The sequence below is a fragment of the Prevotella rectalis genome, from assembly GCF_900607215.1.
In the GTDB taxonomy this organism is placed as follows: domain Bacteria; phylum Bacteroidota; class Bacteroidia; order Bacteroidales; family Bacteroidaceae; genus Prevotella; species Prevotella brunnea.
Genome location: NZ_LR027822.1, coordinates 888,773 through 908,876, shown reverse-complemented (window position 1 = coordinate 908,876; position 20,104 = coordinate 888,773). Strand labels below are relative to the sequence as shown.

Below are 20,104 nucleotides of genomic sequence, written 5' to 3'. Positions count from 1 at the left end.
AAACAATGAGCATTTTTGCAGGAAAAACTTTAATGATTACCGGAGGTACGGGCTCTTTCGGTAATGCCGTGTTAAATCGTTTCCTTCGTACGGATATAGCTGAAATCAGAATCTTTTCACGCGATGAGAAGAAACAAGACGATATGCGACATGAATATCAGGCAAAATATCCAGATGTAGCCAATAAGATTAAGTTCTTCATTGGTGATGTGAGAAACCTGCAATCCTGCCGCAACGCGATGCCCGGTGTGGATTACATTTTTCATGCAGCTGCCTTAAAGCAGGTACCGAGTTGTGAGTTCTTTCCGATGGAGGCCGTGAAGACCAATGTCATCGGTACTGATAACGTTTTGACAGCTGCCATTGAAGCCGGTGTGGGAGCTGTAATTTGTCTTTCTACCGATAAGGCGGCTTACCCCATCAATGCAATGGGAATTACCAAGGCGATAGAGGAAAAGATAGCGGTGGCAAAGAGTCGTTATTCCGGGAAGACCAAGATTTGCTGTACCCGTTATGGAAACGTCATGTGCTCGCGTGGCTCGGTAATTCCTTTGTGGATTGATCAGATACGTAGCGGAAACCCCATCACGGTAACGGAACCGAAAATGACCCGTTTCATAATGTCGTTGGAAGAAGCGGTAGATTTGGTTCTCTTTGCTTTCGAGCATGGGCAGAATGGCGACATCCTTGTTCAAAAAGCCCCCGCGTGCACCATCCATACCCAAGCGGAAGCTGTTTGCGAGCTCTTTGGCGGCAAGAAAGAAGAAATTAAGGTCATTGGAATTCGACATGGCGAGAAAATGTATGAGACCCTGCTGACCAAAGAAGAATGTGCGAAAGCTGAAGACATGGGTGATTTTTATCGTGTTCCGGCCGATAACCGCGGATTGAACTACGATAAATTCTTCAAAGAAGGCGATACGACTCGTTCAGAGATTGAGGAGTTCAACTCCGATAACACTTATCGGCTCAATTTAGAGGAAACCAAGCAGAAAATTGCAGCTTTGGAATATATACAGAAAGAGTTAAAGGGCGAAGGAAACTTCGTGCAATAAATAAAAGTTCTTGCGCTATCTGTTAATATACTATATTTAAATTAGTGATAAGTTATAAATAGTATGATTTTATGTGTTCTTGAGAAGATTGTCGCTTTTTTAAAGCTCTGAGAGGTTTATTATGGCTGAAGTTATTGTGATGCCTCTGTAATTATAAATACATTAAAGATATGTTTAATCTTGATAAATTTATTGCCGATTCTGTTACAAATCGTTTTGTCAGTATGTTTTCAAAGGATATTGAAGCAAATAAAACTGAATTATCACGAGAGATTCGAGGTAGGAAAGTATGTGTAATTGGTGGAGCAGGCTCTATTGGTTCTAGTTTCATCAAAGCAATTCTTCATTTCGAACCTTCAGCTGTTGTCGTTATAGATTTAAATGAAAATGGTCTTGCGGAATTGGTTCGTGATATTCGTTCTACGGAAAAACTATTTGTACCTGAGAAATTTCGTTGTTATACTCTAAATTTTGCGGATCCTATTTTTGAACGTATTTTCCGTGAGGAAAAAGGATTTGACATTGTAGCTAATTTTTCTGCTCATAAACATGTTCGTTCCGAAAAAGATAAATATAGCGTTCAAGCATTGTTAGAAAATAATGACATTAAAGCGAAAAAATTGATGGATTTATTATGTGTTTATCCACCTAAGCATTTTTTCTGTGTAAGTACTGATAAGGCTGCCAATCCCGTAAACATTATGGGGGCAAGTAAGCGTATAATGGAAGATCTTGTGATGTCATATAACAAATATTTCAAAGTAACTACTGCACGTTTTGCGAATGTAGCTTTTTCTAATGGATCTCTACCTGATGGATGGTTGCATCGGTTGAGGAAAAAACAACCATTGGCAGCACCATCAGACGTGAAACGTTATTTTGTATCGCCCGAAGAGAGTGGTCAGATTTGTATGTTGGCTTGTATTCTCGGTAAGGGGGGGGAGGTGTTCTTTCCTAAATTAGGTGAAGAACAGATGCTCACTTTCTCATCTATCTGTGATGACTTTGTAAGAGCAGAAGGGTTTCAGAAAATCGAATGCGCTAATGATTTTGATGCGAAAAAGTATGCGGCAAGAATGAGTTATCAGTCGGATAAGTATCCTGTAGTATACTTTAAGAGTGATACAACTGGAGAGAAACCATATGAAGAGTTTTATATTCCGGGAGAACAGATTAATATGGATCGCTTCATAGCTCTTGGAGTGGTGGAAAAAACAAACCATCGATCGTTGTCTGAAATAGAAACTTTCTTTTTAGAACTGAAAAAGATTTTTGCGAAAGACAATTTTACTAAAGCTGAGGTGGTGAAAGCCATCAAACGGTACATTCCCAATTTCGAACATGAAGAAAAAGGAAAAAATTTGGATCAAAAAATGTAAAGATTTGAATGATATGTTAATAAATCGAAATACAGGGGGGAGACTATCAAACTTTGAGCTTCTGCGATTGCTCTCCATGCTAATGGTAGTTAATCTTCATAGTTTTTGGGGATATGAATATGGTACAGGAGTATTTCAAGCATTTGATTTTTTTCGCGAGAGCGCTTGTATTTGTGCGGTTGATACATTTATTCTAATATCTGGTTTTTTCGGAATAAGATGGAAAGTTAAAAGTCTTTTTAACTTGTTGTTTCAAGTTGTTTTTTATAGTTTTGCAGTTTATGGGGCTTGTATCGCTTTTAATATTTTAACTTTTAGTTGGCATGATTTTATCGAACAATTCAAATGTTTTTATAAGTCATGGGGATTTATCTCATCGTATATAGTTTTGTATTTTATTTCTCCTGCATTGAATGCCTTGTCCGACCAGTCATCTTCAAAGAGGCTATTTGAAATTATCTTGGTTTTAATATTGGCAAATATTTTTATTTTTAGTTTGAATATCAATATCACATTCTTTATAGTATATTTAGTTGGTCGATTGTTGAATAAACTTGATGTAGTAAATAGAACGAAAAATCATGCCGGATTTGCCTATTTGATGGTTACATTTTTGATTTTCACCATAGTTTATACCCTATTCTTGATGTTCCGTTTTAACGCGTCCCGGATGCAGTCGTTTTTCTTTGGCTATAATTATTGTGGTCCCCTTGTGATTTTGCAAGGTGTCTTTCTTTTTCTCTTATTCGGAAGGATGAAATTTAAGAATAATATTATCAATTGGTGCGCTTCCTCATGCTTAGCCATTTATTTGATTCACATGCATCCGTCTATAAAAAATATATACTATCATTTTACAAAAAGTCTTTATGAAAAACCATTTTTTGAACATGTTTATTCCTTGATAGTCTTATTTACCTGTGTCTTTTTGGGATCTATTCTAATCGATAAGATAAGAATTTACATATCAAATAGAATTTACAATTTTATAAATATGATTTGGCAAGCTTTGCCTTTAAGATTCAAGAAGTTTGAGACTTATATCCCGAGTTCACTAAAAGTTTTATTTTAATGATTAGTTATTTAAAAATAATAGACTTTATTAAGTCAATGTATGGGAATCAAAAGTATGTTCCTCTTGCTATTCCTGTATTTGCAGGGAATGAAAAGAAGTATCTCAATGAATGTATTGATACGACATATGTATCTTCTGTTGGAAAATTTGTTGATCAATTTGAAGATGATATGGCTAAATACACCAATGCCAAGAAAGCAGTAGTTTGTGTTTCAGGAACAAATGCTTTACACATGTCTCTCATGCTTGTAGGAGTGAAGCAGGAAGATGAAGTAATTACCCAAGCACTTACATTTATCGCAACTTGTAATGCTCTGAGTTATATAGGAGCTTATCCTATTTTTATTGATGTTGATCGTTCCACAATGGGACTATCCCCGGATTTCATGAAAGAGTGGCTTTCAAAAAATGCTGAGGTAAGAAAGAATACACGTATTTCCGAACTTTCTGATAGTCGTGATTTTTCTTTTGCAGAAGATGAGCTTGCTTGCTACAACAAAAATACAGGACGTAGAATCAAGGCATGTGTACCTATGCATACGTTTGGGCATCCTGTTCGCATTGAGGAAATAGCCAACCTTTGTAAAGAGTGGCACATTGAATTGGTTGAAGATGCGGCAGAAAGTATAGGCTCTACATATAAAGGTAAACACACTGGGACTTTTGGTAAGATAGGGGCTATTAGTTTCAATGGAAATAAAACTATCACAACTGGTGGTGGTGGTATGATGCTCTTCCAAGATGAAAAGTTAGCTGCTTTCGCAAAACATATTACAACTCAAGCTAAACTACCACATCGCTGGGAGTTCCGCCATGATCATATTGGCTACAATTATCGTATGCCCAATGTGAATGCTGCTCTCGGATGTGCGCAACTTGAAAACCTTGACAAGTATATTTTAAGTAAGCGTAAGGTAGCAGCAGAATATGAGGACTTTTTTCGCAATATTCCTGAAATTGATTTTTTCTCAGATTCTCCCGAAACTTACTCTAACTACTGGCTTAATGTTATCATTCTTAAAAATAAGAAAGCTCGCACGGAATTTCTCACACAAACTAACGATAATGGTGTTATGACGCGTCCGATATGGGAGTTGATGAATCGTCTGCCAATGTTTGAAAAATGTGAGAATGATGGTCTAAAGAATACGATAAGGTTTGCTGAACGGGTTGTAAATATCCCAAGTTCTGTACGTCTTACCGACTTACAACGATAATAATGAAACGACCTTTAATTCTTCTTGGTGGAGGTGGGCATTGTAAATCGGTGATAGAAGCGGCTGAGAGTGCTGGTTATAATATTTTAGGCATTCTTGATATCTCTGAGGTAATAGGGAATGAAATCCTACCTAATCATCGAGTGTTAGGAGATGATAATGATATTCCAATTTATATAGATAAAGCAGATTTTGTTGTTACTGTGGGCTATATTAAAAACCCCTCTATCCGAATAAGATTGTATAATCAAGTACAAGAAGCAGGAGGGCATCTTGCAACCATAATAGCTTCTACAGCTCATGTTTCCCAATATGCCAGTATTGGAGAAGGAACTGTAATCTTGCATCAGGCGGTTGTAAACGCCGGTGCTCAGGTTGGTGAAAATGTTATACTTAACACTTTTACTAACATAGAGCATAACACCATCGTGGGAGCTCAAAGCCACATATCTACGGGTACAATGATAAATGGTGATTGCAAGATAGGAGAACGCGTTTTTATTGGAAGTCATAGTGTTCTTGTTAACGGCATCACAATAGGAGATGATGTTATAATCGGGGCGAGTTCTTCCATCAGGAAAAGTATTATGGAGAAAGGGATATATTATAATAGTTCAACTCTTTTGAAACTATAATCTACATAATGGCTCATACATTAATTATAGCTGAGGCTGGTGTTAATCACAATGGTTCTATTGAGTTAGCGAAGCAGTTGATAGATGCTGCTGCGGATGCCGGTGCTGATATTGTTAAGTTTCAAACTTTCACAGCAGATAAACTTGTTTCAAAACAAGCAAAGAAAGCAGAGTATCAACAACAAAATACGAGGGATGACGATACCCAATATGATATGCTCAAGAAATTGGAGCTTTCTCACGAAGCACATCAAATACTAATTTCGTATTGTCATCAGAAAGGTATTCGTTTTTGGTCAACAGCCTTTGATTTAAATAGTATTGATTATTTGCATTCGTTAGGCATGAAGCTGTGGAAAATACCTTCTGGTGAAATTACAAATTATCCTTATATACGCAAAATAGCTCAGTTTAGGGAAGAGGTTATTATGTCAACTGGTATGTGCGATGAGCAGGATATTCAAAATGCAATTAATGTATTGTATGAATTTGGCGTGAGTAAAGAGCAAATCACCCTTCTCCATTGCAATACGCAATATCCTACACCTTTTGAAGATGTTAATCTTCGTGCAATGTTAACCATTAAGAATAATTTTGGAGTAGAAATAGGTTATTCAGATCACACAAGGGGTGTAGAAGTCCCTATTGCTGCTGTTGCTCTTGGAGCAAAAGTTATTGAAAAGCATTTCACTCTCAACCGCCTTTTACCAGGACCTGATCATAAAGCATCACTTGAACCTGATGAGTTGAAAATGATGGTAACTGCTATTCGAAATATAGAGAAAGCACTTGGTGATGGTGAGAAAAAAATAACAACTTCAGAACGTGCAAATATCTTAATCGCTCGAAAGAGTATTGTTGCGGCTGTTCCGATAAAGAAAGGTGATTTGTTGACAGAAGAAAATATTACTATCAAACGCCCGGGAACTGGTCTATCACCAATGTATTGGAATAGTATTATCGGTACCATTGCCAATCGAGATTATAACACAGATGAACAGATAGTGTCTTTATTTTAGTTATGCGTAAGATATGTTTTATAACAGGTAGCCGGGCTGAATACGGACTTCTTAGAGGTTTAATGAATGCTGTTCAGAATGATCCTGCATTAGAACTTCAGGTTGTTGCTACAAATATGCATCTTTCTCCAGAATTTGGGCTTACTTACCGTGAAATAGAAAAAGATGACTTCAATATTAATAAAAAAATTGAAATGCTACTTTCTTCTGATTCTGCTCAAGGTATTTCAAAGTCTGTAGGACTTGGGATGATTGGTTTTGCGGATGCGTTTAGTGAGCTTAGTCCTGATTTAATCGTCATTTTAGGTGATCGATATGAAATGCTTGCTGTGGCATTTGTGGCTCTCTTTCATAAAATACCAATCGCTCATCTTCATGGCGGAGAAATTACAGAGGGCGCTTATGATGATTGTATTCGCCATGCTATTAGCAAGATGAGCCACTTGCATTTTACATCAACGGAAGTATATCGTAAGCGTGTCATTCAATTAGGAGAGCAACCTGATCGTGTTTTCAATGTAGGGGCAATAGGCATTGATAATATCAAGCATATTCCCTTAATGTCTAAAGAAGAGTTGGAGCAAAGTCTTAATTTCTCACTTGGAGATAAGTTTATAGTAGTAACCTATCATCCAGTTACACTTGAAGATAATTCGGCGGAAAAACAAAGTCAAGCCTTGATATCGGCATTAAATGCTCTGGATGGCTATAAAATACTCTTTACTTATCCAAACTCTGATTCTAACGGGCGTGTTATAATAGACCATATCAAAGAATTTGTGGCTGCTCAACCAAGAAAAGTCAAAGCATGGAAGTCGTTAGGAATAAGGCGTTATCTTTCAGCTCTCCGTTATGCAAAAGCTGTGGTAGGAAATTCTTCAAGTGGAATTATCGAAGTGCCTTCATTTCATATTCCGACTTTAAATATTGGTATCCGACAAAAGGGACGCATATCTGCAAATAGTGTCTTTAATTGTGAAGCTACAGAAAAATCTATTAAAGAAGGGTTGGCAATCATTCTTGATGATGATTTTTCCACTAACGTAAAAAACAATAATCCTTATGAGGGAGAGAATACTACAGAGAAGATAGTGGATGTTATTAAGAATTACCCTCTTGCCAACTTAGTTGAAAAAAAATTTTATGATTTAAGTCAATGAAATCGCTAGTTATTATTCCAGCACGTGGGGGGAGCAAAGGTATTTTACATAAGAATATAAAACCTTTATCGGGCAAACCGCTAATTTATTACACCATTGATGTAGCTCGCTCCATTTGTTCCGACAACGATATATGTGTTTCTTCAGATGATTCTCAAATTATTAAGGTGGTTGAGGATTATGGTTTAAGGGTTCCTTTTATTCGTCCAGCAGAATTAGCTACAGATAAAGCAGGCATGTATGAAGTTTTGCTTCATGCACTTAAATTTTATGAAGAACATGGGAAGCATTATGATAATATTGTTCTTTTACAAAATACCTCTCCTTTTCGAAATGCGGAACATCTTCGAGAAGCGATGAACTTATATACGCAAAAAATAGACATGATTGTATCTGTGGTTAAGACTTCTTCTAACCCATATTATAACTGTTTTGAAGAGGATGATAATGGATTCTTGCATATATCTAAAGGTAATGGTATGATAACACGTCGGCAAGATGCCCCTATAACGTATGAATATAATGGAGCTATTTATATTATTAATCCCGAAAGTTTGAAACGTGAACCGCTTGCTCTATTTAAGAAACGTATCAAGTATGTAATGGATGATATTTCATCCGTTGATCTTGACACTATGTTAGATTGGCACTATGCCGAATTTTTAATCAAAGAAAAGTTAGTTGAATTATGATAGAAAACAACTATTTTATAGTTGAGGATAAAACGTTGCTTGATGCATTGAAGCAACTCAATTCTTTATCTTCAGCCCCTCTTGTGCTATTTGTTGTGAATAGCGATGGAAGAATGGTTGGTACCATGACAGATGGTGATATAAGAAGAGCACTTATTGCAGGAATTAATATAAGTGATACTCTTGATAAGGTAATGCATCGTACTTTCAATTATCTGCGAGAAGGAGTGAATGATGATGTGTCTCATATCAGAGAGCAGAAAGCACTTAAGATGCAACTCGTACCAATTCTTGATAGTGAGGATCGTATTGTAGATATAATTGACCTTGAGAAATATCGTACCAAACTCCCAATTGATGTGGTATTAATGGCTGGAGGAAAAGGTGAACGCCTTCGTCCCCTTACAGAAAACACCCCAAAGCCATTATTAAAAATGCAAGGAAAACCTATTATTGATTATATCGTTGAGCATGTTATTAGTTTTGGGATAAAAAACATTTCTGTCACAGTTAATTATCTTAAAGAACAAATTGAGGAACACTTTGTTGAGTCAAAACAAGGAGTTTTTGTGAAATGCTTTAGTGAGCCTAAATTTTTAGGAACTATTGGAGGACTTGCCTATGTTGATAATCTTGTAAACGAGACAGTTCTTCTCATGAACTCTGATGCGATAACTGACTTGGATTTGGAAGATTTCTTCCTCCACTTTCAAGAGTATAATGCAGATATGAGTATAGCCGCTGTTCCTTATACAATTTCAGTTCCTTATGGAATTTTAGAACTTCAAGGACGCAATGTGAAGGGTGTCCATGAAAAACCGACTTATAACTATTACGCAAATACCGGAATCTACCTCATCAAACGAAGACTTCTGGATCTTATCCCTAAAGGTGAGTTTTTTAACGCTACAGACTTTATGGAGTTATTGATGAAAAATGGATATAAGGTTATTCGATTTCCATTGAATGGAACTTGGATAGATATAGGTAATCAACAAGAATATCAAAAGGCAAAAGAAATAGTAAAGCACATAAAATTTTGAATGGAATAAAATTTAGATGAGAAAAATTGACATTTTGATTCTATATGAGCATAAAGCACGAGAACTTGAGAACTCCGCTTTGATAGCAACCGAATTGGAAAGAAGGGGATACACGACAAAAATTCTTAATATCTCTTCAAATAGTAAATTTTATATCGATTCCAAGGTCGTTTTGGTACCTCATGTTTATAATGAGTTTCAATTGCGATATTTTACTCGAAATGATAAAAACAGCAATAGAAATGTCATAAGTATGCAGTATGAGCAAATCCTTTCGGAAGCATCAGAAGATGGGATTCATAACCCATCTGGTCAAGCAAAAGAAGCTCAACATTTGGCATGGGGGCAGGTTCAAGTTGATAGATATTTAAGTCATGGGATTAAGCCTGAACATATACATGATGTAGGATCTGTTGCAATGGATTTGTTTCGTCCTGAGTTCAAAGATTATTTTCTTAGCAAAGAACAAATAGCTAAAGAATTTAAAATAGACATTGATAAGCAATGGATTCTGTTTATATCTTCTTTCTCTTATGTTAATCGTTCAGAAGAAGAGATTAAACGTTTAGAGTGCTTAAATCCTAATGCTCGAATCTTTTCAGACTTTAGTAATAAATCATACAAAGAAATTCTTGTTTGGTTAAGGAAAGCTGCCGAGAAGCATCCTGAGAAAATATTTATTTATCGGCGACATCCTGCTGAAAGAGATAATGAGCACCTGCATGAGATAGAAAATTCAATATCGAATTTCAGATGTATAAATGCTTATTCTATGCGTCAATGGGCTGTTATTTCTGATAAAATTTACAATTGGTATAGTACATCTCTCGCAGATATTTATTTCGCAGGTAAACCATGTTATATCTTAAGACCGGTTACAGTTCCTGAAGGCTTGGAAGTCTCTATTATGCTTGGAGGAGTTTTTATTAATAGTAACGATGATTTTGAGAAAACTATAGATGAGGATGATTATTCATTTCCTGTTTTGGATAAGAATGTAACTCGTTTTTTCAGCAATTCAAAGACTGGTGAAATGGCTTATCAAAAAGTAGCGGATTTATGTGAGAGGATGATAACTGATTCAACCTTAGGTTTTGATTATAATTTTTCACCCATTAAGAAAGATTTGAAATATTACCTTAGATTTATTTTAGAAAAATTATTATATAGCTGGGGATTATATCATCAAACTCCTAGAAGATTGTTAAACATCTTAGCTTTAGTACCAACCTTGAATCGTTTGGAAAGTAAATTGAATTTGTATAATACCGATTTATATAATTCCGAAAAAGAGGTGAAATTGTATAAGGATAAGTTCAGAAAAATATTTGAACAAATCTATTAAAATGTCGAATAATCCTAATTTAATAAAAGGTATTTTTCAATACTCTATTTCAACATGGCTGAGTTTCGTTTTAGGGTTATTGTCTGTTGTCATAACAACAAGGCTTCTTAGACCTGATGTTTATGGTCTAATTGCAATATTTTATTCAGCCTCAAGTGTTATGTTATACGTATTGACAATAGGCATGGATGGGGCGTACATACGTTTCTATAACGAACCTCCGGGTACTGATACAGGCAGTCAGTTGTTGTATAAAAATATTATTTTCTCTACACTTATTTGTTTCATTGTTGGAATTGTTACGATACTCTTTTTCGGAGAATCCTTTTCTGACTTTATTTTTGGAGTAGGCAGTAAACTTATTACCGGTTTGCTTTTCCTATATTCTTTTACCAATATTATATTGAGATATTTGAATATTTCTTTTAGAATGTCTTTTCGTGTATTTCAATATAATTTTCAAAATATATTAATGAATTGTTTCTCACGGCTTCTTGTTATTATTGCGGCTTTCTTTACGGATGGATTTGTGTGGATAGTCTCTATTTTGACAATTGGTTTATTTTCAATACTCATTATTTATCTTTTTACACAGAGAAAAGAATACGTTCCTATTGATGAAAACGGCAAACTAAATAGCTCTTTGTCTCTTGTCGGTTATAGTGAATATATGAAATTTGCATTATATAGTGCTCCAACGTATATAGTGGTGTATCTGAATACTTATGTTAATCAACAAGTGATAAGGACGATGCTTTCTTCTTATGCTTTAGGCATTTTTTCCTCGACTGTGATGTTTGGATCTATATTGAGTGCGGTGAAAGGTGGCTTTTCCACATTTTGGGCAGCCTATGTTTATCAAAATTATAAAGATGATAGAAGGCGAATAGAAAAAATGCATGATTTTGTTGTTATTTTTACAATATTTGCAACATCTATTTTGGTTTGTTGTCGAGATATAATATATCTTTTTATAGGTAAGGATTATCATTCAAGCAAACTATTCTTCTCGCTACTTTTAGCATTACCTGTTTTAAGTTTTTTATTGGAAACAACTGACAAAGGCATAGCATTGGCAAAGAAAAATCACATTTCTTTTCTTACCCATTCTGCATCTGTAGTCTTAAATATTTTACTATGTTTGTTATTAATACCAGAAATGGGGTTGATTGGGGCTGCTATCGCAAATTCTTTTGCGGCAGTGTTGTTATATGTTTTAAACACTTATTATGGTCAGAAATTGTATCGCACAATATTCAATGTAAAAAAAAGTATTATAGGAACTTTCTTGTTGCTGGGAATATTGTTGATGCCCACCCTGTTTTTTAATATTAAAGCAATTATCTTTCTAGTAATACTGATTGATTTTACAGCATTCTTTTTTTATAAAAGAGAATGTTATGTTATTCTCGAAAGAGTTAAGAGATTATTTATTTCTTAATCGTTTTCATTTCCCCCTACCGTAAAAACATATTGGTTTCTTTTATTAATAACTACAAAATGCCATCAATAAGAAGAGCTATTAACTATTTGTTGTGTAATCCTAAGCAATTTGTTGATTCTTTAATTAAGAATTTCGGATTTCTGTTTTCCGATAAGTTGTATCTGTCATTAAGATTTCGTTGTAGAATGGGGTATTGGTTGAATTGGAGCCATCCCACGACCTTTAACGAAAAATTACAATGGTTGAAAATCTATAATAGAAATCCAGTATATACGCAGCTTGTTGATAAATATGAAGTGAAGCAATATGTAGCTAATAAAATAGGAGATAAGTACGTAGCTAAACTTTTAGGTGTTTGGGATTTTCCTGAATTGATAGATTTTGCTTCGCTTCCTGATAAGTTTGTTCTTAAAACCACTCATGGAGGAGGAAATACTGGTGTCGTTATTTGTAAGGATAAGGCAAAATTAGATAAAGGTAAGACCCTTAAATTGTTATCTCTTGCTATGAAATCTAATATTTATCGCGAATGGTGTGAATGGCCTTATAAGAATGTTAAACGAAGAATTATTGCGGAAGAATATCTTGAAGATGCAGAAACCAAGGGGTTAATAGATTATAAGTTTTTTTGTTTCAATGGCAAAGTAAGAGCTTTATTTGTTGCGACTGAAAGGCAAACACGAAGTGAACCATATTTTAATTTTTTTGATGGCAATTATAATAGTCTTGATATAACCCAAGGTCATCCCCAGTCTCAAGTACTTCCTTCCAAACCATTTAAGTTTGAGGAAATGAAGGCGTTAGCAGAAAAATTATCGCAAGGTTTTCCACACGTGAGAGTCGATTTTTATGAAGCTAATAATAATGTTTATTTTGGTGAATTCACTTTCTTCCATTTTGCAGGCGTGGTGCGCTTTTCACCTAATGAATGGGATTACACTTTTGGAAATTGGTTAGAACTTCCGATAAAAAATAAAAATTAAGTTACTTGAAAATAATGGCTTATAACGAAAATATATGAATCCTTTAGTTCTTAATTTTCTTTTTTTGGTGATTTTAGGTTTCTTTTGTTCATTCCCGAAACCTAAAAAGAGTAAGAATAAGTTTTTTGTTCTAATAAGCTTTTCAACTCTTCTTTTTTTGCGAACCTTTGTAGATATCCAAAGTGTTCCCGATTTACATTCTTATATCTTAGGTTTTAAGCAAATGATAGATGTGGACTTTCTTAAAGTGCCGATAACAGAACTTTATTATGTAAAGATCCCGGAAATAGGCTTTCGATATTTAATGAAAATATGTGGATTGGTTTCTTCTTCTTTTGTATTCTTTTTATTTGTTTATGGTCTATTGTGGCTTTGTGGATATATAAAAGTAATGAAATCCTATTCGCCTTATATTATCCTCTCAATATTATTCTTGGTTGTTGGCAATTTCAATCAATCAATCTTTGTTATTAGGCAACATTTAGCAATAGTGGTCGTATTCTTATCATATAAGTATATTATAGAAAAGAAACTTTTAAAATATCTTTTGATAATCTTTTTGGCATTTATGTTGCATCAGGCAACCATAATAGTTTTTCCATTGTATTTCTTATACCACGTAAATGGAAGAAAGAAAATTATCTTAACGATTATTTCGTGCGCTGTATTCATATATTTCAATTTTGCATATTTTTTAGCAAAGATGGGGACTGAAGTGCTTCAAGGTTACGCTTCATACGTTGAAAGCGATATAAAGACTAATTCCACTCTCAGCTTCATAATAGGAATTGAATTGCTCTTATATATATTAATCTTAAAGAAAAATATTCTTAATAAAGGAATTAATAAATTGTTATTTCTTTCTTTGTCTATGGGGTTAGTCATATCAATATGCGGTATTGGTTTTAATCCAACAAGCCGTATGGTGATGTATTATACTTCTGTTAGTTTTTTGACAGTTCCTATAATGGTGAAATATGCAAAAAGTAGTTTAGTTAAAAACTTAATAATTCTGCTATTTTTATCACTTTATACTTATATGACATTCTTTGGTAGTGGCTTTGTCTTCCTTAGCGACTTCAGGCTTGATTTATGAAAGTACTCTTGTTGATAGACAGCCTTGGTCCTGGAGGGGCTCAAAGGCAATTGGTAGGTTTGGCTGTAATGCTAAAGCAGCAGGGACATAATGTGGTTGTTGCGACTTATCATGATAACAGATTCTATGTTGATACCCTTTTGGATTCAGGTGTTCCTTACGTATATTTGAAGAACTCACACGGCGTATTCAAACGCGTTTTTTGCATCGCTAAATATATTAGGAAAACAAGACCTGATTGGGTGATTTCTTATTTAGAGACTCCCTCTATCATAGCTTCATTGGTCAGAGTCTTTAATCACCGTTTCAAATTGATAGTATCTGAGAGGAATACTACTCAAGTGATAAGAAGAAATGAAATAATACGTTTTAATCTCTTTAGATATGCTAATTATGTAGTTCCTAATGCATATGCGCAAAAGAATTTCATAGTAGATAATTTTCCTTTCTTGGTTGATAAGATAAAAACGATAGCAAACTTTGTTGATACCAATTATTTCTGCCCTGTTCAGCATAAACGACATGGAATTTCTAAAATCGTAATCGCGGCATCAATATGGTCTCCTAAGAATACTTTAACTTTTATTAAGGCTGTAAGATTAATGAAGGACAAAGGTGCAAAATTCCATGTAAGTTGGTATGGAAAAGTAGATAGCAATATTGCTTATTTCAATGATTGCATTGCTTTGATAAAAGAATTGGGTGTTGAGGCAGAGATAGAACTCTTGGATAAGACTAAATCCATTAAGGATAAATATCAAGATGCGGACTTTTTTGTGTTACCATCATTTTATGAGGGTACTCCCAATGTTATTTGTGAAGCAATGGCATGTGGCTTACCCATCGCTTGCAGCAATGTTTGTGATAATCCGATTTACGTGAAGCAAGGTATTAATGGAGTTCTGTTTAATCCGGAGTCTGCAGAAAGTATGGCTAATGCCGTTATAGAACTTCTTTCTATAGATGATAGCACTTATAATTATTATTGTGCGAATAGTAGGAAAATCGCTATTGAGAAACTAACCCCTCAAAGATTTGTTGATAACTATTTAGAATTGATGGAATAATGAATATCGCCAAGTCAATAAAAAACAATCTCTTTATCCGTGGTTTATACATGCTTCTCCACAATTATTTAGGCATAAGAAAGACGTCTTTTGGCTTTATTGGAGAAAACGTAACAATTACCCCTCCAATATCTGTTACTGCTCCGAATTGTTATATTTATGATAATGTTAGTATCGGTTCTAATTGTTCAATTTCAACACCAAATGCAAACGTAATTATTAAAGGAAATTGCGCAATAGCAGAGAATTTCACCATACATACCGGTAATCACGCTCGAATTTGTGGGAAGTGGATAACAGATATTAACGAAAGTAATAAACCTAAAGGTTATGATAAGGATGTTATTATCGATCACGACGTGTGGATAGGGTGTAATGTAACAATTTTGGCTGGTGTACATATTGGGCGTGGAGCAACGGTTGCCGCAGGAGCAGTGGTTAACAAGGACGTGCAGCCTTATTCTCTCGTAGGCGGAGTTCCTGCAAAGAAAATAAAAATGAATTGGACCATAGATGATATTCTTGAACACGAGCGGAGGCTATATCCGGAGGAACAACGTTATAGTCGTGAATTTTTAAAAGATCTGTACTAATTGCGATATGGTTCATAATAAAATACGAATTTTATTTGTTTCACCTTTTTCGAGCAGCGTTGTTGGTGGTATTGCCAAATGGACTGCGAATATATGGAATTACTATAACCAAATAGACTCAAATGACATAGAACTTATTCCATGCTATAACGAAGATACCCAGACTCCTTTGGGAGGTGATAATCTCTTCAGTAGAATAAGAATGGGCATACACAATTATTTGCCCCTAATAAGAAAAGTCAGAGAAAGGCTGAGTAGGAAAAGTATAGATGTGGTGCATATATGCAGCAGTGCATCGATAGGGCTATTGAAAGATCTGATTATAATACGGATGGCAAAGCGTCATGGGGTTAGATGTCTGGTACATTTCCATTTTGGGCGCATTCCGCAAATATTCTTAAATTCTAATTGGGAACAAAAGCTTATTAAAAAAGTCATAAGCCTTTCCGATCAGGTGGTAGTGATGGATATGGCTTCGTTTTCAACTTTACAACAAAACGGGTATAAAAATATAGTATACATTCCTAATCCTCTTTCAATAGAAACACAAGAATGTATAAAACAGAATGAAGCTATTAAGCGTATACCAAGGAAAATTGTTTTTGTAGGGCAAATGCTGGAAACCAAAGGAATTTTTGAATTGGCACAAGCTTGTAATTTGATAGATAATGTCATGGTGTATTTTATCGGTCCTATACCCAATGTGCAAGTTGTGGATAAACTTAAAAGCATGATTGATAAAAACAAATTGGTAATATGTGGGTCAAAACCTTTTGATGTTGTTATCAAAGAAATGATGTCTTCATCTGTGTTCGTGTTGCCCTCCTATTCAGAAGGCTTTCCCAATGTAATCATTGAAAGTATGTCGTGCGGTTGCTCTATAATAGCAACTTCGGTTGGGGCTATTCCGGAAATGTTGAATATTAATACAGATTGCGAATGTGGTATATGTGTACCAGCGAAAGATATAAATAAATTGAGAGAATCCATTTGCTATATGTTAGATAATACTATAGATGCGGCAAGGATGGGAGAGAAAGCGAAGAAGAGGGTGAATGATGAATATTCAATTTCTAAGATATGGCAGAAGTTGAATGCCTTATGGATAGATAAACCATAAGAATTTATGATGTTTGGTGTTCTGTAAATTGATACTGTTATTACTCTGAAATGGGAAAATGTGAAAAATAGATAAAAGTTATGCAGATTCTTGTTACCGGTGCAAAGGGTTTTGTTGGGAAGAACCTTTGTGCACAACTTAAAAATATAAAAGAGGGGAAGGCGCGTTGCTATGGCGACTTGAAGATAGGAGATGTTTTCGAGTACGACCTTGATTCAACGCAGGATGATTTAGACAGGTGGTGTGAAGAATGTGATTTTGTGTTCAATCTTGCCGGTGTCAATCGTCCGAAGAGCGATGAAGAGTTTATGAAAGGTAACTTTGGTTTCGCTTCTACCTTGCTCGAAACGCTGAAGCGACATCATAACACCTGTCCGGTCATGTTGGCAAGTTCTCAACAGGCGTCTCTGACGGGGAGGTTTGGAAATAGCGAATATGGGCGAAGCAAGAAAGCGGGTGAAGACCTTTTTTTGACTTATGGACAAGAGACCGGAACCAAGGTTCTTGTATATCGTTTCCCAAATCTCTATGGAAAGTGGTGTCGCCCCAATTACAATAGTGCTGTCGCTACTTTTTGTAACAATATTGCCAATGACTTGCCAATAAAAGTGAATGATCCCACTGTTGAATTGGAACTGCTTTACATAGATGATCTCGTGGATGAAATGATTCGGGCAATAAAAGGAGAGGAGCATCGTTGCGAATTTGATGGCCTTGAAGTACTATCATCGAAAGAAGGCAGATATTGTTATTGTCCGGTTACCCATAAGGTTACGTTGGGAGAGATTGTCGATTTGCTTCATCAATTCTCCGAGATGCCCAAGACGTTGTTGATTCCGGAAATACCTGCAGATTCCTTTGCCAAGCGGTTGTATAGCACTTTTTTGTCTTATTTGCCAAAGGAAAAAGCAATCTTCGATTTGAAGATGAATGTGGATCATCGTGGTTCGTTCACCGAACTTGTGCATACGTTGAATTGCGGTCAAGTGAGCATTAATATATCAAAACCGGGAATTACCAAAGGTGAACACTGGCACAATACTAAATGGGAACAATTCATCGTAGTTAGTGGTCATGGTTTGATACAACTTCGCAAAGAGGGAACGGACGAAGTGTTGAATTACGAGGTAAGCGGTGATAAAATTCAATCGGTCATCATGCTTCCCGGTTACACGCATAACATTATTAATCTTTCAGAAACGAAAGACTTGGTAACGGTGATGTATTGCAATGAGATTTTTAATCCCGACAAGCCCGACACTTATTTTGACAAAGTAGAACAAAAATGAAAGCTGTAAAAATGGCAAAGCAACCCAAACTTGATTATTCGGATATTACGTTCAAGGAAAATGGCAAATTAAAGTTGGTTATTGTTGTCGGCACTCGACCTGAGATTATTCGTCTTGCTGCCGTTATAGATAAATGCCGTAAGTATTTTGACGTGATTCTTGCCCACACCGGACAAAACTATGACTATAATCTAAATGGTATTTTCTTCAGGGACTTGAAATTGACAGAACCGGAAGTTTACATGGATGCTGTTGGCGATGACCTTGGTGCCACGTGTGGTAACATCATCAACTGCTCCTACAAACTTTTCGCGCAGATTCGGCCCGATGCAGTACTCGTCTTGGGCGATACCAATAGCTGTCTTTCCGTGATAGGGGCAAAACGTTTGCATATTCCCATCTTCCACATGGAGGCAGGCAATCGTTGCAAGGATGAATGTTTGCCGGAGGAAACCAATCGTCGTATCGTTGATATCATCAGCGATGTGAACATGGCTTATTCCGAACATGCGCGTCGCTATCTTGCCGATTGTGGCTTGCCGAAAGAGCGCACCTACGTTACGGGGTCGCCAATGGCGGAGGTGCTTCGTAATAACCTTTCCGACATAGAGGCGAGCGATGTTCATCAGCGACTTGGCTTGGAAAAAGGAAAATACATCCTTTTGTCCGCTCATCGCGAAGAAAACATCGATACGGAAAAGAACTTCCTGTCTCTTTTCAATGCCATCAACAAAATGGCAGAAAAGTATGACATGCCTATTCTCTACAGCTGTCATCCGCGCAGTCGCAAACGTCTTGCAGCAAGTGGTTTCCGGCTCGATGCGCGTGTCATTCAACACGAACCGCTTGGTTTCCACGACTACAATTGTCTTCAGATGAACGCCTTCGCCGTGGTGTCCGATTCGGGAACTCTCCCTGAAGAAAGCAGCTTCTTTACAAGTGTCGGTCATCCATTCCCCGCCATCTGCATCCGTACCTCGACCGAACGCCCGGAAGCAATCGACAAAGGAAATTTCATTATTGCCGGCATCGATGAGAAAAATCTTTTGCAAGCTGTGGACACGGCAGTAACACTTTGTCGTGATGAGCAGTATGGCATTCCTGTTCCGGATTATGTGGATGAGAATGTTTCTACCAAGGTAGTAAAAATTGTGCAAAGTTATGTGGGAATAGTGAATAAGATGGTATGGAGAAAATTCTGAGTTCCCCGACAGACTTGAAATAGTTTGCGAGCAAGGGGGGCAATAGTGCCCTAAATTACTTTTGAAACCTAACGCAACGCTGCATCAAATCATGAGATTTGACACTTTTTTATTCCAATGCCGAACACTACATACCTTCTTATGTCTCCAATTCGTATTCAGGTGTGGCAAAAAGTTTCTTGATACCGAACATCCGACCCGCTTATCACCACGAAATTACATGACAAAAACAGCATTAAAAACGCACTTTGTAATTCGTTGATAATCAGCATGATATTGATGCGATTTTAAAAGCTAAGCTTTTGCACTCCAATTTGTCTTATACGGATTTAGCTTGTCACAATTCTGACTATAAAAAAAGTAAGAAATTATGACAAAACGTAAAACCCCGCGCGAATTTTCGTATTCGTTCAAGCTGCAAGTGTTAATCGATTATTATTCTAGCGGTGCTTCTCAAGCGTCCATATTGCGTAAGTGGAATGTGTCTAGTGGTTCAATGTTCCAATGGCTGAAACGTTGGCCCGTTGATTCAAAATCGTTATCTTTGCCCTCGGAAGTAATCCAGAGGTATCGTATGGCTCATAAAGAAACGAATTTGACAGACAATGAGATATTGCGCCAGAAGATAGTGAACCTCCAACACGCATTGTCTTTGGAGAAGATGCGCAGCCGTGCCTATGAGAAACTCAT

General features: G+C 36.1%; 19 protein-coding genes. All 19 read left to right on the top strand.

Translation table 11 applies throughout. The features are described 5' to 3' along the window. The first annotated feature begins 5 nt into the window (after positions 1 to 5). Positions 6 to 1,055 (top strand): polysaccharide biosynthesis protein, encoded by a 1,050-nt coding sequence (locus tag E0E16_RS12185; protein ID WP_130830466.1) that lies wholly within the window; start codon positions 6 to 8, stop codon positions 1,053 to 1,055. Positions 1,056 to 1,225: 170 nt separating this feature from the next. Further along, positions 1,226 to 2,434: a polysaccharide biosynthesis protein gene (locus E0E16_RS12180; protein WP_130830465.1), complete on the top strand. Its 1,209-nt coding sequence runs from the start codon at positions 1,226 to 1,228 to the stop codon at positions 2,432 to 2,434. Continuing rightward, positions 2,397 to 3,506, top strand: a complete 1,110-nt coding sequence (locus E0E16_RS12175) for an acyltransferase family protein (protein ID WP_130830464.1) — start codon at positions 2,397 to 2,399, stop codon at positions 3,504 to 3,506. Before E0E16_RS12180 ends, E0E16_RS12175 begins: the two co-directional genes overlap by 38 nt. Continuing rightward, a complete protein-coding gene (locus E0E16_RS12170) occupies positions 3,506 to 4,726 on the top strand; it encodes a LegC family aminotransferase (protein WP_130830463.1) in 1,221 nt (406 codons plus the stop codon). Before E0E16_RS12175 ends, E0E16_RS12170 begins: the two co-directional genes overlap by 1 nt. A gap of 2 nt (positions 4,727 to 4,728) precedes the next feature. Then, positions 4,729 to 5,361, top strand: a complete 633-nt coding sequence (locus E0E16_RS12165) for an acetyltransferase (protein ID WP_130830462.1) — start codon at positions 4,729 to 4,731, stop codon at positions 5,359 to 5,361. An 8-nt stretch (positions 5,362 to 5,369) separates the two neighbouring features. Then, entirely contained in the window at positions 5,370 to 6,380 is a 1,011-nt protein-coding gene (neuB, locus tag E0E16_RS12160) for an N-acetylneuraminate synthase (protein ID WP_130830461.1), read from the top strand. A 2-nt stretch (positions 6,381 to 6,382) separates the two neighbouring features. After that, positions 6,383 to 7,540 carry a UDP-N-acetylglucosamine 2-epimerase gene (neuC, locus tag E0E16_RS12155; RefSeq protein WP_130830460.1) on the top strand — a complete coding sequence of 386 codons (1,158 nt, stop codon included), beginning with the start codon at positions 6,383 to 6,385 and terminating at the stop codon, positions 7,538 to 7,540. After that, the gene (locus tag E0E16_RS12150; RefSeq protein WP_130830459.1) at positions 7,537 to 8,232 is read left to right on the top strand and encodes an acylneuraminate cytidylyltransferase family protein; all 696 of its coding nucleotides are present in this window, start codon (positions 7,537 to 7,539) and stop codon (positions 8,230 to 8,232) included. The genes neuC and E0E16_RS12150 overlap by 4 nt, the downstream gene beginning before the upstream one ends. Further along, positions 8,232 to 9,275, top strand: a complete 1,044-nt coding sequence (locus tag E0E16_RS12145; protein ID WP_376744078.1) for a sugar phosphate nucleotidyltransferase — start codon at positions 8,232 to 8,234, stop codon at positions 9,273 to 9,275. The genes E0E16_RS12150 and E0E16_RS12145 overlap by 1 nt, the downstream gene beginning before the upstream one ends. A gap of 16 nt (positions 9,276 to 9,291) precedes the next feature. Beyond that, a complete protein-coding gene (locus E0E16_RS12140; RefSeq protein WP_130830457.1) occupies positions 9,292 to 10,620 on the top strand; it encodes a surface carbohydrate biosynthesis protein in 1,329 nt (442 codons plus the stop codon). Further along, the gene (locus tag E0E16_RS12135; protein ID WP_130830456.1) at positions 10,604 to 12,061 is read left to right on the top strand and encodes a lipopolysaccharide biosynthesis protein; all 1,458 of its coding nucleotides are present in this window, start codon (positions 10,604 to 10,606) and stop codon (positions 12,059 to 12,061) included. Before E0E16_RS12140 ends, E0E16_RS12135 begins: the two co-directional genes overlap by 17 nt. A gap of 59 nt (positions 12,062 to 12,120) precedes the next feature. Then, positions 12,121 to 13,047, top strand: a complete 927-nt coding sequence (locus E0E16_RS12130; RefSeq protein ID WP_130830455.1) for an ATP-grasp fold amidoligase family protein — start codon at positions 12,121 to 12,123, stop codon at positions 13,045 to 13,047. 34 nt (positions 13,048 to 13,081) lie between these two features. Beyond that, entirely contained in the window at positions 13,082 to 14,143 is a 1,062-nt protein-coding gene (locus E0E16_RS12125; protein WP_130830454.1) for an EpsG family protein, read from the top strand. Next, entirely contained in the window at positions 14,140 to 15,210 is a 1,071-nt protein-coding gene (locus E0E16_RS12120) for a glycosyltransferase family 4 protein (RefSeq protein ID WP_130830453.1), read from the top strand. Before E0E16_RS12125 ends, E0E16_RS12120 begins: the two co-directional genes overlap by 4 nt. Continuing rightward, the gene (locus E0E16_RS12115; RefSeq protein ID WP_130830452.1) at positions 15,210 to 15,803 is read left to right on the top strand and encodes an acyltransferase; all 594 of its coding nucleotides are present in this window, start codon (positions 15,210 to 15,212) and stop codon (positions 15,801 to 15,803) included. The genes E0E16_RS12120 and E0E16_RS12115 overlap by 1 nt, the downstream gene beginning before the upstream one ends. Before the next feature lie 7 nt (positions 15,804 to 15,810). Further along, on the top strand, positions 15,811 to 16,923 hold the full coding sequence (locus E0E16_RS12110) for a glycosyltransferase family 4 protein (RefSeq protein WP_130830451.1): 1,113 nt from the start codon (positions 15,811 to 15,813) through the stop codon (positions 16,921 to 16,923). An 80-nt stretch (positions 16,924 to 17,003) separates the two neighbouring features. Continuing rightward, the gene (locus tag E0E16_RS12105) at positions 17,004 to 18,212 is read left to right on the top strand and encodes a polysaccharide biosynthesis C-terminal domain-containing protein (protein WP_130830450.1); all 1,209 of its coding nucleotides are present in this window, start codon (positions 17,004 to 17,006) and stop codon (positions 18,210 to 18,212) included. Positions 18,213 to 18,223: 11 nt separating this feature from the next. Continuing rightward, positions 18,224 to 19,414 carry a non-hydrolyzing UDP-N-acetylglucosamine 2-epimerase gene (gene wecB, locus E0E16_RS12100; RefSeq protein WP_130830660.1) on the top strand — a complete coding sequence of 397 codons (1,191 nt, stop codon included), beginning with the start codon at positions 18,224 to 18,226 and terminating at the stop codon, positions 19,412 to 19,414. A gap of 370 nt (positions 19,415 to 19,784) precedes the next feature. Further along, positions 19,785 to 20,104: hypothetical protein (locus E0E16_RS13995; RefSeq protein ID WP_181951318.1), on the top strand; the 320-nt coding region annotated here is incomplete at its 3' end.

Bases quoted from the DNA above. Each gene is read 5' to 3' on its own strand.
- E0E16_RS12180 (WP_130830465.1), top strand. From the start codon at position 1,226: ATGTTTAATCTTGATAAATTTATTGCCGATTCTGTTACAAATCGTTTT.
- E0E16_RS12185 (WP_130830466.1), top strand. From the start codon at position 6: ATGAGCATTTTTGCAGGAAAAACTTTAATGATTACCGGAGGTACGGGC.
- E0E16_RS12140 (WP_130830457.1), top strand. From the start codon at position 9,292: ATGAGAAAAATTGACATTTTGATTCTATATGAGCATAAAGCACGAGAA.
- E0E16_RS12125 (WP_130830454.1), top strand. From the start codon at position 13,082: ATGAATCCTTTAGTTCTTAATTTTCTTTTTTTGGTGATTTTAGGTTTC.
- E0E16_RS12120 (WP_130830453.1), top strand. From the start codon at position 14,140: ATGAAAGTACTCTTGTTGATAGACAGCCTTGGTCCTGGAGGGGCTCAA.
- E0E16_RS12170 (WP_130830463.1), top strand. From the start codon at position 3,506: ATGATTAGTTATTTAAAAATAATAGACTTTATTAAGTCAATGTATGGG.
- E0E16_RS12175 (WP_130830464.1), top strand. From the start codon at position 2,397: ATGAAGAAAAAGGAAAAAATTTGGATCAAAAAATGTAAAGATTTGAAT.
- E0E16_RS12115 (WP_130830452.1), top strand. From the start codon at position 15,210: ATGAATATCGCCAAGTCAATAAAAAACAATCTCTTTATCCGTGGTTTA.
- E0E16_RS12110 (WP_130830451.1), top strand. From the start codon at position 15,811: ATGGTTCATAATAAAATACGAATTTTATTTGTTTCACCTTTTTCGAGC.
- wecB (WP_130830660.1), top strand. From the start codon at position 18,224: ATGGCAAAGCAACCCAAACTTGATTATTCGGATATTACGTTCAAGGAA.
- E0E16_RS12105 (WP_130830450.1), top strand. From the start codon at position 17,004: ATGCAGATTCTTGTTACCGGTGCAAAGGGTTTTGTTGGGAAGAACCTT.
- E0E16_RS12150 (WP_130830459.1), top strand. From the start codon at position 7,537: ATGAAATCGCTAGTTATTATTCCAGCACGTGGGGGGAGCAAAGGTATT.
- neuB (WP_130830461.1), top strand. From the start codon at position 5,370: ATGGCTCATACATTAATTATAGCTGAGGCTGGTGTTAATCACAATGGT.
- E0E16_RS12165 (WP_130830462.1), top strand. From the start codon at position 4,729: ATGAAACGACCTTTAATTCTTCTTGGTGGAGGTGGGCATTGTAAATCG.
- E0E16_RS12130 (WP_130830455.1), top strand. From the start codon at position 12,121: ATGCCATCAATAAGAAGAGCTATTAACTATTTGTTGTGTAATCCTAAG.
- neuC (WP_130830460.1), top strand. From the start codon at position 6,383: ATGCGTAAGATATGTTTTATAACAGGTAGCCGGGCTGAATACGGACTT.